Below are 16,959 nucleotides of genomic sequence, written 5' to 3'. Positions count from 1 at the left end.
ATCACACTACACTCTCTATATTTTCGATCAGATAATCTCCTAATCACTTTAATCACCTTACATAAGTAAATTTTCTTTTCGTAGTTCAAATACTCTCCTATAAATTATTACTTTTTCATCATCAAAACTTACAATACACACTTTCTTTATGCCTTACGTTTCGATTTACTTTTTTTATGTTTCTCTTTTATGTTGCTCCCACGTTTTATTAAATGATGGAAATTTAAATCTGCAATATGCTAATAGCTGAAATTCAGCTGCACCTATGGCTATCGTATACATTAAAAAGGTCCATACTATATACATAAATAAAGCATCAAACTCATAATCGTTGTGAAAATATATCAAAATAAGAATAGTTGCTGCGTATAGTGTAGCTCCCTTTAACATATCCCCTTTTGTTTTACTAAAGAAAGAGGCAGACCTTTCATCCATACTAAACGCACCTTCACTCGCTTGTTTAAACGTATCAAAGGTTGCCACAATATGAACAACAACTGCTCCCAAAAGCAATACACCTGCATACATTAGTGTAATCCAGTCAATTGAATTATTAGCCATTTTAGTAACAGTCAAAGCAGTAGGCGCTATTGTTGCCATTTGGAATGAATATAATAATACAACAATTGTTTGTAACTTTTGAAATTTAAATTGAGCTTTCGGGAATGAATAAATAATTAATAGAATTATTTGTAGGCTATATAATAATACTTCTAACTTAACAATTCCTATATTAAAGAGAAGCATACAGTAATCCCACCCAGCTGATAAAACAATAGAAAAAATGATTATTGAACTAAATAGTATTCCTCCAAACATAAAACCCGTAGCACCTTCAGGACTTAAACGTCCTTGACATGTCATCCTAAACTTATCTAAATCTTCTTCTTTTATATCCCACATCCTGACTCTTCACCCTCTATACAGTTTAAATAATTTTCATTCACTTCAATTCTATTTCACTCTTATTTACTTTTCGATTTGGATTTTGTATTTCGCTTTCGAATTCTCCCACGCATTCTCTCATTCTCTTCCCACGTTATATTAAATGGCGGACATTTAAATTTATTCTGCCAATTTCCTTTACACCTTACGTTTTGATTTACCTTTTTTATTTTTCTTTTGATATCTCGGAGTCTCTCTTCTATGTTGCTCCCATGTTTTATTAAATGACGAAAATTTAAACCTGCAATATGTTAATAGCTGAAATTCAGCTGCTCCGATAGCTATCGTATACATTAAAAAGGTCCCTACTACATACATACCTAAAGTATCAAATCCATAATCGTTATGAAAATATAGAAAAATAAGAATAGTTACTGCGTATAATGTAGCCCACTTCATCATCTTTCCTTTTGCTTTACTAAAAAAGGAAGCGGATCTTTCATCCATACTAAATGCACCTTCACTTGCCTGTTTAAACGTATCAATTGTTGTCAAAATATGAAAAATTACTGCTCCTAAAAATAATAATCCTGCATACAGTAATGTAATCTGATCAATTGAATTATTAGCCATTTTAGTACCAATCAAAACTACGAGTAATATTGTTGCCATTTGAAATGCATTTAATAATACAACAATTGTTTGTAGCTTTTGAAATTTAAATTGAGCTTTTGGAAATAAATATAGAATGAAAAAAATTACTTGCAGAGCATATAACAACACTTCCAGCTTAACAATTCCTATATTAAGGAGAACCATACAGTACTCCCAACCACCTGATACAATAATAGAAAAAACGGCTATTGAACTATAAAGTATTCCTCCAAACATAAATCCTGTAGCACCTTCTGGACTTAAACGTCCTTGACATGTCATTCGAAATTCATCTAAATCTTCTTCTTTTATATTCCACATCCTGGCTCTTCACCTTCTATACGTTTCAATTATTTTTCGAACACTAAAATTCTATTAATATATTATTTATTTTTCGTTTTGAATTTCTTATTTCGTTTTCGAATTCTTCCACACTTTCTCTCATTCTCTTCCCACGTCATATTAAATGACTTGAATTTAAATCTACAGTACACCAATAGTTGAAATTCTGCCGCTCCAATGGCTACTGCATACATAACAACATTACACATAACATAACCAAACATTGTGTTTAATGAGTAATTATTATTTATATAAATCAAAACAAGAAGAATTAACACATAAATTACAGCACCTTGTATAACATGTCCCTTTGTTTTACTAAAAAACGAATCTGATTTGTCCCCACTACTAAATGCACCTTCGCTTGCTTGTTTAAATGTATCAACTGTTGTCACAATATGAACAATAATTCCACCTAATACTAATAGACCTACATAAACACGTGTATTGAGATCAATTGAATTCTCAATCATTCCAGAAAGAACAAATAACGTGCATCCGATAGTTCCAAGTTGAAATGCATATAATAATATAACGAGCGTTTGTAATTTTTGAAATTTATAACGAGCTTTAGGGAATAAATATAGAATTAAAAACATTACTTGCAAACCATATAACACTAATTCAATCCTAACAATTACCTTATCAAACAAGGTAGTATAATAATCTATTCCTCCTATAAAAATAATAACCATAAATAATGAAGTATAAAATATCGTTCCGAGCATAAATCCCGTCGCACCTTCAGGACTTAAACGCCCTTGACATGTCATTCGAAACTTATCTAAATCTTCTTCTTTTATATTCCACACCTTGACATTTCACCTTCTATACAGTTTAAATAATTTCCATTCACTTCAATTCTATTTCACTCTTATTTACTTTTCGATTTGGATTTTGTATTTCGCTTTCGAATTCTCCCACGCATTCTCTCATTCTCTTCCCATGACATATTAAATGACTTGAATTTAAATCTACAGTACACCAATAGTTGAAATTCTGCCGCTCCAATGGCTACTGTATACAGTAAAACAATACCTACCGCATAAAGAACTAAAACATCAATTCCATAACCATTATGAAAATATATCAAAATAAACAGGATTAGCGCATATATTGTAGCCCACTTCATCACATCTCCTTTTCTTTTACTAAAAAATGAGATGGATCTTTCATCCTTACTAAACGCACCTTCACTCGCTTGTTTAAATGTATCAATTGTTGTCACAATATGAACGATAACTGCTCCTATAAATAATAACCCTACACAAATTAAAATCATTCGATCAATTGAATAATCAGATATTCCAGGAAGAACTAACGCTGTAAATGTTATTGTACCTAATTGAAATGCATATAATAATACAACGAGCGTTTGTAACTTTTGAAATTTATAACGTGCTTTTGGAAATAAATATAGAATTAAAAAGATGAATTGTAAGCTATATAAAACAATTTCAGTTTTAACAATTGTTTTATCAAAATAAGTATGATAATAATCCAATCCCCCCATAAAAATAAAAAACATAAATACTGAAGTATAAACTATCCCTCCAATAAAGAAAACCATAGCACCCTCAGGACTTAAACGATCATTACATGTCATCCTAAACTTATATAAATCTTCTTCTTTTATATCCCACATCCTGGCTCTTCACCTTCTATACAGTTTAAATAATTTTCATTCACTTCAATTCTATTTCCCTCTTATTTACTTTTCGATTTGGATTTTGTATTTCGCTTTCGAATTCTCCCACGCATTCTCTCATTCTCTTCCCATGACATATTAAATGACTTGAATTTAAATCTACAGTACGCCAATAATTGGAATTCTGCCGCTCCGATTGCAACCGCATACATTAAAACAGTTCCTACTCCATACATAACAAAAAAATCAATTGAATAATCATTTTGAAAATACATCAGAAGAAGTAGTATTAATATATATATTATAGCCCCCTTTATCACAGCTCCTTTTGTCTTACTAAAAAACGAGGTGGATCTTTCATCACTACTAAATGCACCTTCACTTGCTTGTTTAAATGTATCTAGCGTTGCTGCAATATGGATAATAACTGCTCCTACAACTAGTAGCCCGGTATACATCCTACCAATTGAATTATCAGCCATTTCAGAAACAATCGAAACTACAAATAATATCGTTCCAAGTTGAAACGCATATAGTAATACGATTAGCGTTTGTAACTTTTGAAATTTAAAACATGCTTTCGGAAATAGATATATAATTAAAAATATAATTTGAATACTAAATAACACAATTTCAGTTTTAACAATTGTTCTATCAAAAAAATTGTTGTAGTAATTCAAATCACCTACAAAAATAATAAACATAAATATTGAAATATAAAATATTGTTCCAAGCATAAAACCCGTCGCACCTTCAGGACTTAAACGTCCTTGACATGTTATTCGAAATTTATCTAAATCTTCTTCTTTTATATTCCACACCCTGACATTTCCCCTTCTATACAGTTTAAATAATTTTCGTGCACTAAAATTCTATTACATTCTTAATATTTTTAAGTACATAGATCTTTGTACAACTAAATTCAGATAATCTTTTAGGTATATCATTACCATATTAATTACCATAATCATCTAACCAGAATGCCTTTTGATGGTTCAAGTAGTATTCTTTTTCCTCAAAAGTTCCAAATATTCTTCTTTCAATTAAGTATAACCGTCTTCTTGTCACCTTCATCCAATGCCTTTATTAGACTCTAATACTCTATTTTGATTTACCAAAACTATACGCGCTCAGTAAAACATAACTGTTATCACAATAACTATTTTTTACTACCCCTTTACTCATATCTTCACAACATTTATCGTTCTCAAAATTCAATCAAAATATATTATTTTTAATTTATATACTCTTTTTCATAATTTACATATTCTTTTTTGGCACTTTGATTATTATCTTCTCTGGTATGATAATATGTTGAAATTTCTTGATTGCGTTTTATAAGCTTATCTTCTTTTCTTTCTTCATAATTTACCGATATTGTTATTTGTATTATTCTCATTTGATTTTCTTTTGTATTATTAGGCGTATTAAATTCAATCATCAATATTGCAGAATCAAATTTATCATATTTTAAATTTAACTTGTCATTTATTATGCTTTTAAACTGTAATTCAGTTAAATCATAGCTTATTATGCTCGGTTCACTAGATCTTTTTGTATCTTCACTCGGTTTCAATTTACTAAGTTCATTTAATCCTCTAAACATTAATTTTACATATGAAGCATTCATAGCTTGATCCTGGGCTACTGAACGGGATTTTTCATTTTTAAAATTTGTACTATAGACCGTTTCTTTTTTGTAATTTTGATTACTACCAACGTTTTTATCATTTTTTATATCAGTAACAACCTTTTGAGTTGTTTTCCCATATAAGTCGTCTTCTTTCACATTATATACTCCATGGGTTGTTTGATATATTATCCTGCTATGTTCACCATCTTCTTTTTCTTCATAAGTACTTTCGCTAGTCTCTTCTTTCACATATGCATATCCATCATCACTCGCAGACATAACCGTTTTCATATCCCCTTCATCCAATGCCTTTACTAATCTCTCATACTCTATTTTTGTTTCCCCGAAACTGCACGCGCTTAGTAAAAACGTTACTGTCATTACAATAACTATTTTTTTAACTAACCTTTTACTCATGCCATAATTACACCTTTCCCCTTATTTTATACATTACTTATTATTCAAATATTGTTTTTCATACTCCTCATATCGGGTTTTAGAAGCTTTATCGTTATCTTCTTTAGTATTTAAATAGATTGCTATTTTTTGATCATGCCTTATTAATCGGCCTTCTTTATTCTTTTTTTCATATCCCATTGTGATGCTTATTGTAGTGAATTCCATTGGATTTTCTTTTGAATCTTTCGCCGAACTAAACTCCATTAATAATATTGCTTCATCAAATTTCTCGTAGTCCACCTTTAACTTATTATTAATTATTTCTTGAAATTCCGATTCGGTTAAGTAATATGTTACCTTGGATGACTCACTAAATCTTTTTTTATCTTTTTTGGGTCTTAAACTATCTATTCCCTTTAATCTATTAAATATAAATCGAACATTCGAAACATCCAAATTTTGATCTGGACTTTTTGATTGATTATCTTCATATTTAATACTAGTTCTATATACAATCTCTTCTTTTTTTTGCTCACTATTTAATGAACTAGCAATTTCTTGCAAAGTTGTTCCATAGAACTTTTTTCTTTAATATTGTATACTCCTCCTGTTGTTTGATATACAACGCTAATGCGATTATCATTTTCCGCCCCAAACGTGCTATCCCTAACCTCTTCTTTCACATAAGCATACCCATCATCACTCGCAGACATAACCGTCTTCATATCACCTTCATCCAATGCCTTTACTAATCTCTCATACTCTATCTTTGTCTCTCCAAAACTACATCCACTTAATAAACTTGCTACTATTGACAGAACTATCATCATCTTAGATTTCTTCTTTAACTTCATACTGACACCCCGTTGATTTCTCTAGGCATTTTTAAGTTCATTATGTTCCCTTTTGGAAAGTAATACATTTCACCTTTACTTACTGCTATTTATTTACTCATACAGATTATATTGAAGATGCTTTAATTTTTAATAACATTGATTTATATACAATCCTTAATTGCTTATATATTCTATTCGAATTTTCAGAAACCAAAACTTATTTTATTTCTTTCGCTTTCTTTTCCTCTCTCTCTTTATAACGCTTTAAGAATTCCTGGCGTTCCCTTTCATGTTCCTCCCATGAAATATAAAATGATGGAAATTTAAATCTGCAATAGGCTAAAAATTGGAACTCTGCTGCGCCTATGGCTATCGCGTACATAATGAACGTAAATATAAAGTAACCAAACATTATGCTCAATGAGTAATTATTTTGTACATAAATTAAAACAAGAAGAATTAGTACATAAATTGCCACACCAAACATTACATTTTTCTTTGCCTTATTAAAAAATGAAGTAGATCTTTCTCCCATACTAAATGCACCTTTACTTGCTTGTTTAAAAGTATCAACTGTTGTTACACCATGAACAAGTATTGCTCCTAATACTAGTAAACCTACATAAATAAGCGTAATAAAATTAATAGAATAATTACTCATCCCTGGAAGAACAAATGCCGTAAGACCTATAGTACCTAACTGAAACGCATATAATAATATCACCAATGCCTGGAGCTTTTGAAATTTAAAACGTACCTTAGGGATCAGATATATAATAAAAAAGATTACTTGTAGGCTATATAACAACAATTCCATTCTGACTATTACAGTGTCAAAAAGAGTCGGATAGTAATCCCAGCCAAATCTAATTAATGCTCCAAAAATAAAAAGCATTAATAACGAACTATAAAGCATTCCACCAAACATAAACAACATAGCTCCTTCAGGGCTTAAACGATGTCTACATGTTATTTTAAATTCATCTAAATCTTCTTCTTTTATGTTCCACATTTGTTAACTCCACCTTTCCCCGAACTATAGTATATTACCAAAATAAAGATGCAATTTTCTTAGTCACTAATTTCACACCTTTTTATTTTCATCGCCACTCTTAACCATCTCTTTTGTTGTACTGCGCCTTATATTTTAAATATTCCTGTCTCGCATCTTGGTAATTATCCTGTTTTCTATTAAAATACGTTATTATTTGGAACATATTTTCTACTAATTTTCCATCCTCATTCTTTTCTTTAAAGTCTATATCTATCCTCATTTGCAAAATTTGTTTTGGATTTTTTGGGGCATCCAGGTGCAATACGATTGTTGCTCCATCAAATTCATCGTATTGTATCTTTAATTTATTATTAATAATATTTTTAAATTCAGATTCAGTTAGTCGATATCCCACTGAATTAGGCTGATCAAACTTTTTTATATCATCCTCGGGCTTCATCTTTAGTTTCCCTATCCCATTTAAACGATTTACAATTAAGTTCACGTATGAAACATCTAGATTTGAATCCGGACTTTTCACCTGTCCATTTTCACACTTAACATGAGTACTATAAATCGTTTCTTTTTTATAATTTTCTTTTGACCTTTTTCCCGTGTCTTTTTCTATATCAGTCGCAACTGTTTGTATCGCCTCTCCATATAAACTTTTATCTTTTGTATTATATACACCTTCCGTAGTTTGACGAATTGTTTTACTGTGCTCTCCATCTTCTTTTTGCTCAAACGTACTATAAATACCTCTTTGGGTCACATACGCATACCCATCATCACTCGCAGACATAACCGTCTTCATATCCCCTTCATCCAACGCCTTTACTAATCTCTCATACTCTATCTTCGTCTCCCCAAAACCACATCCACTTAATAAACTTGCTACTATTGACAGAACTATCATCATCTTAGATTTCTTCTTTAACTTCATACTGACACCCCGTTGATTTCTCTAGGCATTTTTAGGTTCATTACATTCCCATTTTGATAGTAATATAGTTCACCTTTACTTACCGGTATTTATTTACTCATACAGATTATATTGAAGATACTTTAATTTTTAATAGCATCGATTTATATACAATCCTTTATTGCTTATATATTCTATTCGAATTTTCAGAAACCAAAACTTATTTTATTTCTTTGGCTTGCTTTTCCTCTCTCTCTTTATAACGCTTTAAGAATTCCTGACGTTCCCTTTCATGTTCCTCCCACGAAATATAAAATGACGGAAATTTAAATCTGCAATAGGCTAATAATTGGAACTCTGCTGCGCCTATGGCTACCGCGTACATGATTAGAGTTCCTCCCACATACAATCCTAAAATATTTTGTGTATAATCATTATGCACATAAATTAAAATGAGCAGAGTTAACACATAAATTAGAGCACACTTAATTGCAGTCCTCTTTGTTTTACTAAAAAATGAAGAGGATTCTTCTCTCGTATTAAATGCCCCTTTACTTGCCTGTCTAAAAGTATCAATAGTCGCTAAAATATGTAAAATGACTGCACCTAAAAATAATAACCCGACATACATTAATGTAACTTGATCAATTGAATAATTTGACGCTCCTGTAATTATCAACATTGTAAATGTTATAGTGCCTAGCTGAAACGCATATAGTAGTACCACGAGTGTTTGTAGTTTCTGAAATTTAAATGGCATCTTAGGAAACAAATAAATAATTAAAAAAATTACTTGAAGACTATAAAGCACTAACTCAAGGCTAACAATTATTTTATCAAAGAGAGTCGGGTAATAACTCCAACCAAACCTTATTAACCCTCCAATAAGAAAAAACATTATTAAAGAAATAAAAAACATCGTTCCAAACATAAATCCTGTAGCCCAATCGGGACTTAAGCGATTCTTGCAAGTACTTTTAAATTCATCTAAATCTTTTTCTTTTATATTCCACATATAATTACACCATCTTTTCTAACATCATGTAATAACTCTATTTTTGTAGACAAACTAAAAGTAAATAAATATTTTGATATTAAACTAACCTTTTTTACTTTTTTTAACAAACACAAAATACATCGATAGCATTATAATTAAGCCTATCCCACCAACCAATACACCTCCATATTCTTTCTGGTATATAAAAATAAACATAGTAACAATAAAGCTCGGTATTGACAAGATAATGAGCCATTTCCCCAGAAACTCTGCTACTTTATATAGAATTAAAAAGATAAACATAATCCCAACGATAATAGGTGCTATTACACTTTCAAATAAACCTTTTACTTTTTTTACAGCTTTAGAATCTTTATTCAAGATATTACATTCCTCCCTTTACTAGTTAATTTATGAATAATGTATTCATTCTATCTTCAATATAAGTTTACGAGTATCATTTACAACTTTCATTTCAGTTTTTGTTTCGCTTTTGTTCTTTTTCTATTATTCTTTTTCTATTATTCTTTTTCTATTTGCTATGAATTCTTGGCGTTTCTTTTCATGTTGTTCCCACGTAATATTAAATGATGGGAATTTGAAGCGACAATACACTAATAGGACGAATTCTGCTGATACTACAGCGAATATATATAATATTATTGTTTGTACAACATAAATTGCCATTTGGCTAAATGTATAATTAAGATTTAGAAAAATTAATATAAGTAGAACCATTACACCAATTGTCATTCCAATCGATAAATATAATTTTGCGTTAGTAAAAAATGAGACAGTTGGTCCTTCCGATTTATATCCTCCATGTTTTGCCTTTTTAAAAACATCAATTGTAGTTACAATGTGAGTACAAAGCGCTCCTAACATTATTAAACCAATATAAACTAACGTTTTATTATTCCTAGGAAAATCAAACATTCCTTCAACCATCATAACGATAAATGGTAATGTTGCTAACTGAAAAGAATAAAATAAAGTCACGATGGCTTGGAGTTTCTGTAATTTAAAAGCAACCTTTGAAGACATGTAAATTATTAAAAAAATCAACTCCAAAATGTATAACTTTACCTCAGATCGTACCAAAAATGTTTCAAATGGTGTTAAAGAAATCTTATCACCGTTCAGCAAAATACCTAAAAACATGATGAGCATTGGTATAGAAGTATATGCAAAAACTCCCCCATAAAAGATTCTTATATAATCTGGACTTAATCGATTTCTATTTTCAATTTCAAAAAGACCCATATCTTCTTCTCTTATATTCCACATTCAGCTTTTTCACCTTCTATATAGTTTAAATAATTCTCATACACTTAAATTCTATTTCACCATTATTTACTTTTCGTTTTGAATTTTTCATTTTGTTTTCGAGTTCTCCCACGCATTCTCTCATTTTCTTCCCAAGTCATATTAAATGATTTAAATTTGAATCTACAGTACACCAATAGCTGGAATTCTGCTGCACCAACGGCTACAGTGTACAGTAAAACAGTACCTATTACATATCCAATCAAAGTATCAATCGCATAATCATTATGAAAATAAATCAAAATAAGTAGGATTAATGCGTATATTGAAGCTACTTTCATCATAGTCCCTTTTATTTTACTAAAAAAGGAAGCGGATCTTTCATTCATACTAAATGCACCTTCACTTACCTGTTTAAACGTATCAATTGTTGTCACAATATGAACAATCACTGCTCCTATAAATAAGAAACCTACATATACTAATGTAATTCCGTCGATTGTATAATCAGACATTCCAGGAAGAATTAAAGCCGTGAATAATATCGTACCTAATTGAAATGCATATAATAACACGACAATCGTTTGTAACTTTTGAAATTTAAATCGAGCTTTTGGAAATGAATATAGAATTAAAAAAATTATTTGCAAGCTATATAGCACAAGTTCAATTGTAACAATTGTTTTTTCGAATAAAGTAGTATAGTAGTCCCAACCAAAGGTTACTAAAGTACCAATAAGAAAAAACATCATAACTGAAACATACACTATTGTTCCTATCATAAAACCTAAAGCACCTTCTGGACTTAAACGCCTTCTACATATCATCCTAAACTTTTCTAAATTTTCTTCTTTTATTTTCCACATCCAAGTGCCCACCTTTAACCACATTCACTTAAATCATGTAGATTAAAAATAAAAACCTTCTCATTTTGATGAAAAGAGAAGGTTTTATTAATCTCAGATATTCTTAAATTATAATAATGATTCTTTTTGAGCTGTTTCATAGTGCTCTGCTATTTTTTTACACATCTTTTTATATTCCAGCATCCACTCTGCTATTTCTTCTATATCTTCATCAGTGGATTTTTTCTTATATTTAAAACCAATTACTTTCATATCCGAAAACACTTTTTCTTCCATTTCTTCATCTACTGGAATACATTAAATAATCACTTTCGTTGTATTTGAAATTTGTACGAAAATTTCAAATGCACCAATAAAAATAGCAACCATTCGGAATAATTCTTTATTGCTCATATATAAAATCCTTGCAAGTTCAGAGTATATAAACAATACATCAATCATTTCAGCAGCTATTATGCAATCATCTACTGGTACTTTCTCCAAGATTTGCAGATTAATTAATTCCCCAGTTTTATCCTCACACTCTTGTTGAAAGTACAAAGTTTTTTCTTTTGAAAATAACCACATATGTAGCCCTCTTCCCACTAAAAACAACAATTAGGCTTTTACTTTTCATTTTCCAGAACTAAAAATACGTTAAATTATTATTGTGTATCCACCGCAATTTTCACTTCAACATACTGTAGCTCTTCATCACCGCTAAATATATGATAAATAGGCGAAATCATATCAAGCTCATTATCTTCCATATACTGAAGCATCTCAGCATACGCATACTCTGTTAATCTTTCAAAATCTCCTGCGTATCTTTTCATTAGCATGTTATCAACATAATAATAACTTCGAAACTTCATTGTTTCTGATATAGGAATACTACTCTCATGTACTGGCATAAATAATTCAATAAACATATCTCCATCTGATGGTACATTTTTCAATGCATAAAACATTGGGCCTTTGACCGTTAAATTCGCTTGCGCAATTTCTGCCAACAAATCTTCTATTACTTTTTCCATATCAGTATAGTGAAAAAAATATTCTCTCGATACAACATTTTGAAAAGCAATGCTTTGTTCCTCAACTATCATCGTACTAATTCACCTACTTCAATAATAGGAGCATAAATATCCAACCACATATCACCATATACATCTAAGCATACGTGATAAAAGCTACTATCTAATTTCATATGATTTTGTTCAGCAAATTCATTTAAAACACGATAAGCGTCTTCAATATCACCATCTTCATCTGAGAATCTAACACAAAGTGCTTCTTCAATAAGAATTGCATCAATATACTCATACGATGAACCCTCTTCCATATTTACCCGTCCATTCACTGGAACACAATACATATATTCACCATATTCCGGTTCATTCTCTAATGGTGAATACGTAAAAAGAACAGGTCCTATTGGGTATATATCGTTATGAACTACTTGATTTCTAAGTGCGATAGCTGGTAACAACCAATCATCCTTTTTTACTATTTGAGTGATGCTTATTAAATTTAAAAGCGATAATGCTTTATACTGAACTTTCATAACCTCTACCCCTTATACAGTGTTTTAATTCTTCACAAATAGATCCTTCCACACACATAAAAAACCAGTTTATGACTATCATTTACAAATCTCATTTCAATTTTTGTTTCGCTTTTGTTCTTTTTCTCTTATTCTTTTTCTATTTGCTATAAATTCTTGACGTTCCTTTTCATGTTGTTCCCATGTAATATTAAATGATGGAAATTTAAAGCGACAATACACCAATAGGACGAATTCTGCTGATGCAACTGCGAATACATATAATATTATTGTTTGTAAAAAATAGAACACCATTGGCCCTAGCGCAAAATGAATACTTGCAAAGATTAATATCAAAAGGACAACTACATAAATAACTATCCCAATGAACATCCATAGCTTTGTATTATTAAAAAATGAAGCCGTCCCCCCTTCCAACTTATAGCCTCCATATTTTGCTTTTTTAAAAGTATGGATTGTTATTACAATATGAGTAATTATCGCTCCTAATAATAATAGACCTACATAAAATACCGTTAGATTTTCACAATAATATCCAAATATTGCTTCAATTAATACATACGCATAACCTACCGTTGCAACCTGAAACGAGTTAAAAACAATTACAACGGCTTGTAACTTTTGTAATTTAAATCTTAATTTCGGAAATGAATAGATAATCAAAAAAAGGATTTGCAGAATATATAATACTAACTCTACAGAAACAATTATTCGTTCAAAAGATTTTGGATAAGCCTCCCAACCAAGTTGTAAAAAACCCAAAATAATAAAAAACATCGGTAATGAAGCGTATACAAAAACTCCAACTAAAAAGGCCATTACACCATCAGGACTTAATCGGTTTTTATTTGTAATTTGAAAAAATCCTAAATCTTCTTCTTTTATTTTGAGCATTCATCTTTCCTCATTTCGACGCAAAACTTATTTTAGTTCTTTAGTTTTCTTTTTTTCCTTCTCTTCATACATCTTTAGTCTTTTCTGACGTTCCCTTTCGTGTTCCTCCCACGAAATATAAAATGACGGAAATTTAAATCTACAATATGCTAGTAATTGGAACTCTGCCGCACCTATGGCTACCGCGTATAGTATAAAGGGCAATACAGCATACCAACCTATCTGCTCCATCGTATAATCATTATTAATACAAATTAAGATTAAGAGAGTTAATACATATAATATAGAGGCAATCATTAAAAAATCTTTTGTCTTACTAAAAAATGATACTGAATTTTCCCACTTACTAAATGCGCCTTCGCTAGCTTGCTTAAAGGTATTAATTGTTGTAAAAATATGAATAATAAAAGCTCCTAACAATAATAAGGCTACATAAGTCAATGTAACACGATCATTTGAATAACCGAAAATACTCGAAACAACTACTGTTACAAATCCTATAGTCGCAAGTTGAAGTGCATATAACAATATAACTATAGCTTGTAACTTTTGAAATTTAAAACGAGCTTTGGGAAATAAATATACAATAAGAAAAATGATTTGTATGCTATACAAAAATAACTCTATTTTAATAATTGTTTCCTCTAGTAAACTAGGATATACGGACCAACCAAATTTCACCAAACCATAAATTACACCTAACATTATTAATGAGGTGTATATGATTGAACCTAACATAAAACCTACAGCAACCTTAGGACTTATACGATTTCTACATGTAATTCTAAATTCATCTAAGTCTCCTTCTTTTATATTCCACATCCAATTGTCCCACCCTTAACCACATTCATTTAAATCATGTAGATTAAAAATAAAAACCTTCTCATTTTAACGAAAAGAGAAGGTTTTCTTGCTGTTATACATTCATGCCATATTCAAAACTTTCCCTCTTCAAATAACGTATTATAGTTGTTAATCTTTGGCATTTTATTTTCGCTATTAATTTAGGCATTTTTACTTTTCTTAAAAAATACCAAATATGCAAATAATGACGAGATTAAGAGGAATACACCCGCCCCTATCCCCTCATATATTTTAAAATAAACAGCAGCAATTATCACAAATATTGACATTATTATTATAAGAATCATTGTATATTTCATTATAAATTCTAACGCTTTATAGATAGATACTATTGTCCTTTGAAAAAAACTTTTCCCTGTTTCTGAAACATTCCGATCCTTAATCAAAATAACACCTTCCCCTCTTTACAAATTGACTTTCGAATAAATTTTCCCTTTCAAAATAAGAACAAAGAGAACTGCAGAACGTAACTACTACCAATACAGATTAATCCAATTGAAAAATCTCATATCGAATTGTTCAATCAATTACATATAGATTTTAGAATAAAAAACCTCCTCATTCTAAAGAGAAGAGAAGGTTTTATTTATGTCACATCCCCATATACTATACAAAACTATCTCTTTTGCAATGCTTCATTATGTTCCTTTATCTTATCGCTCAATGCTTTAAACTCTAACATCCACTCTGATATTTTTTCAATTTCCTGATCAGTGGATTTTTTCCTATATATAAAACCAATCACTTTAATATCGGAAAACGTTGAATCTCTTACCTCTTCATCTACTGATTCAAATTGAATAATTGCTTTCGTCGTGTTTGATACTTCGACAAGAATCTCATATACGTCAAAGTAAAAAATCATGCGAAATAAACTTACATTACTTACGGATAAAACTTTTGAAATTTCTCTCAAAAGTTTAGGGTATCGGGAATCTTCCATTCCTTCTTTCACAGATCCAGAACGTAAAGTATCATTAATCATTTCAACAGTACTTTCAGCAGATATTATTTCATCAAGCATTTCACCAGTTATTATACACTCGGATGCTGAAGCTTTACTCAATATTTTTTGTTTAACTATCTCTGCATTTCTCTCTTTACAATCTTGCTGAAAGTACACTTTTCTTTCTCTAGAAAATAAACCCATACATCCCCCTCACTTTTCAAAACAAAAATAACACTCGAATTTTATAGAATAAAACCATCCACATATTATTATTTCTATGAAACTTCCTTTTCCCTATAGATCACAAGCTTAAAATATTATTCTTCATTAAATACAGCAATCTTCACTTCAACATACTGTAAAGACTCATCACCGCTAAACACATGATAAATTGGCGAGGCTAAATTCAGGTTATTATCCTCCATATACTGAAGCATTTCACCGTATACCTGCTCTGTTAATTTTTCATAATCTCCCGTATATCGTTTCATGAGCATCTCATCAACATAATAATAGCTCCTAAATTGAAGTGTTTCTGATGTTGGAATTTTATCTTCATTTACTGGCATGAATAATTCAACGTACATATTTTCATCAGATGGTATATTTTTTAAAGCATAAAACATCGGACCTTTTACTGTTAAATTCGCTGTTGCAATTTCTGACATAAAATGTTCAATTGCTTCTTCCATATCTTCGTAATGAAAATAGTACTCTTTTGAAACAACATTTGTATATGCAATACTTTGTCCTTCAATTATCATTTTATTGTTTCACCTACTTCTATAATAGGAGCATAAATATCTAGCCACATGTCACCGTATACATCTAAACATACGTGATAAAAACCGCTATCTAATTTAATATGATGCTGTTCTGCAAACTCATGTATTAAATTATAAGCTTCCTCAATATCACCATCTTCATCAGTAAATCGAACACTTAATGCCTCTTCAATAATTAATCCATCAACGTATTCATATGCAGAATTCTCCCCTAATTTAACACGTTCATTTACTGGAACAGAATACGTATATTCGCCGTACTCTGGTTCATTTTCCAATGGCTGATATTTAAAAAGAACGGGACCTACAGCATATATTCCATTATGAACAACTTGATTTCTCAGTGCGATAGCAGGTAATAACCAATCTTCTTTTTTTACAATTTGAGTAATACTAATTAAATTTAAAAGTGATAATGATTTGTATTGAATTTTCATAATACTCACTCCTTTTACTATTCTTTCTCTTGGCTATATATT

20 protein-coding genes and 3 pseudogenes are annotated in these 16,959 nt (G+C 30.3%); all 23 read right to left on the bottom strand.

The genetic code is table 11. The features are described 5' to 3' along the window. Positions 1 to 146 precede the first annotated feature (146 nt). The 23 genes and pseudogenes from JTF23_RS03320 to JTF23_RS03215 all read right to left on the bottom strand — a co-directional run bounded on the left by JTF23_RS03320 (position 147) and on the right by JTF23_RS03215 (position 16,917). A pseudogene (locus tag JTF23_RS03320) lies at positions 147 to 903 on the bottom strand (hypothetical protein). A gap of 180 nt (positions 904 to 1,083) precedes the next feature. Further along, entirely contained in the window at positions 1,084 to 1,860 is a 777-nt protein-coding gene (locus tag JTF23_RS03315) for a hypothetical protein (RefSeq protein ID WP_204208098.1), read from the bottom strand. A gap of 62 nt (positions 1,861 to 1,922) precedes the next feature. Further along, complete coding sequence (locus tag JTF23_RS03310; protein WP_204208097.1) at positions 1,923 to 2,693, bottom strand: hypothetical protein; 771 nt, start codon at positions 2,691 to 2,693, stop codon at positions 1,923 to 1,925. A gap of 62 nt (positions 2,694 to 2,755) precedes the next feature. Then, the gene (locus tag JTF23_RS03305) at positions 2,756 to 3,526 is read right to left on the bottom strand and encodes a hypothetical protein (RefSeq protein ID WP_204208096.1); all 771 of its coding nucleotides are present in this window, start codon (positions 3,524 to 3,526) and stop codon (positions 2,756 to 2,758) included. 62 nt (positions 3,527 to 3,588) lie between these two features. Continuing rightward, positions 3,589 to 4,350 carry a hypothetical protein gene (locus JTF23_RS03300; protein ID WP_002202228.1) on the bottom strand — a complete coding sequence of 254 codons (762 nt, stop codon included), beginning with the start codon at positions 4,348 to 4,350 and terminating at the stop codon, positions 3,589 to 3,591. A gap of 413 nt (positions 4,351 to 4,763) precedes the next feature. After that, positions 4,764 to 5,579 carry a DUF3952 domain-containing protein gene (locus tag JTF23_RS03295; protein WP_204208095.1) on the bottom strand — a complete coding sequence of 272 codons (816 nt, stop codon included), beginning with the start codon at positions 5,577 to 5,579 and terminating at the stop codon, positions 4,764 to 4,766. 33 nt (positions 5,580 to 5,612) lie between these two features. Next, positions 5,613 to 6,415, bottom strand: a pseudogene (locus JTF23_RS03290) (DUF3952 domain-containing protein). Positions 6,416 to 6,614: 199 nt separating this feature from the next. Further along, a complete protein-coding gene (locus JTF23_RS03285) occupies positions 6,615 to 7,409 on the bottom strand; it encodes a hypothetical protein (RefSeq protein WP_002200714.1) in 795 nt (264 codons plus the stop codon). A gap of 100 nt (positions 7,410 to 7,509) precedes the next feature. Further along, entirely contained in the window at positions 7,510 to 8,334 is an 825-nt protein-coding gene (locus JTF23_RS03280) for a DUF3952 domain-containing protein (protein WP_171902555.1), read from the bottom strand. Between the two features lie 199 nt (positions 8,335 to 8,533). Further along, positions 8,534 to 9,328 carry a hypothetical protein gene (locus JTF23_RS03275; RefSeq protein WP_204208094.1) on the bottom strand — a complete coding sequence of 265 codons (795 nt, stop codon included), beginning with the start codon at positions 9,326 to 9,328 and terminating at the stop codon, positions 8,534 to 8,536. An 84-nt stretch (positions 9,329 to 9,412) separates the two neighbouring features. Then, positions 9,413 to 9,691 (bottom strand): hypothetical protein, encoded by a 279-nt coding sequence (locus JTF23_RS03270; RefSeq protein WP_002200717.1) that lies wholly within the window; start codon positions 9,689 to 9,691, stop codon positions 9,413 to 9,415. A 94-nt stretch (positions 9,692 to 9,785) separates the two neighbouring features. Next, a pseudogene (locus JTF23_RS03265) lies at positions 9,786 to 10,597 on the bottom strand (hypothetical protein). 62 nt (positions 10,598 to 10,659) lie between these two features. After that, complete coding sequence (locus tag JTF23_RS03260) at positions 10,660 to 11,442, bottom strand: hypothetical protein (RefSeq protein WP_002202233.1); 783 nt, start codon at positions 11,440 to 11,442, stop codon at positions 10,660 to 10,662. Between the two features lie 108 nt (positions 11,443 to 11,550). After that, positions 11,551 to 11,718: a hypothetical protein gene (locus tag JTF23_RS03255; RefSeq protein WP_154214434.1), complete on the bottom strand. Its 168-nt coding sequence runs from the start codon at positions 11,716 to 11,718 to the stop codon at positions 11,551 to 11,553. Positions 11,719 to 11,739: 21 nt separating this feature from the next. Next, positions 11,740 to 12,009, bottom strand: a complete 270-nt coding sequence (locus tag JTF23_RS03250) for a hypothetical protein (RefSeq protein WP_002200721.1) — start codon at positions 12,007 to 12,009, stop codon at positions 11,740 to 11,742. Between the two features lie 77 nt (positions 12,010 to 12,086). Then, entirely contained in the window at positions 12,087 to 12,530 is a 444-nt protein-coding gene (locus tag JTF23_RS03245; RefSeq protein WP_002200722.1) for a DUF5085 family protein, read from the bottom strand. Beyond that, the gene (locus JTF23_RS03240) at positions 12,527 to 12,988 is read right to left on the bottom strand and encodes a DUF5085 family protein (protein WP_002200723.1); all 462 of its coding nucleotides are present in this window, start codon (positions 12,986 to 12,988) and stop codon (positions 12,527 to 12,529) included. The genes JTF23_RS03245 and JTF23_RS03240 overlap by 4 nt, the downstream gene beginning before the upstream one ends. Positions 12,989 to 13,084: 96 nt before the next feature. Next, positions 13,085 to 13,882: a hypothetical protein gene (locus JTF23_RS03235; protein WP_204208092.1), complete on the bottom strand. Its 798-nt coding sequence runs from the start codon at positions 13,880 to 13,882 to the stop codon at positions 13,085 to 13,087. A 27-nt stretch (positions 13,883 to 13,909) separates the two neighbouring features. Next, positions 13,910 to 14,704 carry a hypothetical protein gene (locus JTF23_RS03230; protein ID WP_204208091.1) on the bottom strand — a complete coding sequence of 265 codons (795 nt, stop codon included), beginning with the start codon at positions 14,702 to 14,704 and terminating at the stop codon, positions 13,910 to 13,912. Positions 14,705 to 14,886: 182 nt separating this feature from the next. Further along, the gene (locus JTF23_RS27675; protein ID WP_242476368.1) at positions 14,887 to 15,132 is read right to left on the bottom strand and encodes a hypothetical protein; all 246 of its coding nucleotides are present in this window, start codon (positions 15,130 to 15,132) and stop codon (positions 14,887 to 14,889) included. Between the two features lie 230 nt (positions 15,133 to 15,362). Continuing rightward, the gene (locus tag JTF23_RS03225; protein WP_002186031.1) at positions 15,363 to 15,896 is read right to left on the bottom strand and encodes a hypothetical protein; all 534 of its coding nucleotides are present in this window, start codon (positions 15,894 to 15,896) and stop codon (positions 15,363 to 15,365) included. Positions 15,897 to 16,012: 116 nt separating this feature from the next. Next, a complete protein-coding gene (locus tag JTF23_RS03220) occupies positions 16,013 to 16,459 on the bottom strand; it encodes a DUF5085 family protein (protein WP_000582718.1) in 447 nt (148 codons plus the stop codon). Further along, complete coding sequence (locus JTF23_RS03215; RefSeq protein WP_204208090.1) at positions 16,456 to 16,917, bottom strand: DUF5085 family protein; 462 nt, start codon at positions 16,915 to 16,917, stop codon at positions 16,456 to 16,458. Before JTF23_RS03215 ends, JTF23_RS03220 begins: the two co-directional genes overlap by 4 nt. Positions 16,918 to 16,959: the final 42 nt, after the last annotated feature.

The organism is Bacillus sp. RIT 809, from assembly GCF_016892495.1.
Classification (GTDB): domain Bacteria; phylum Bacillota; class Bacilli; order Bacillales; family Bacillaceae_G; genus Bacillus_A; species Bacillus_A cereus_U.
The sequence above is the reverse complement of the archived record's forward strand: the minus strand, read 5'-3'. Positions and strand labels throughout refer to the sequence as shown.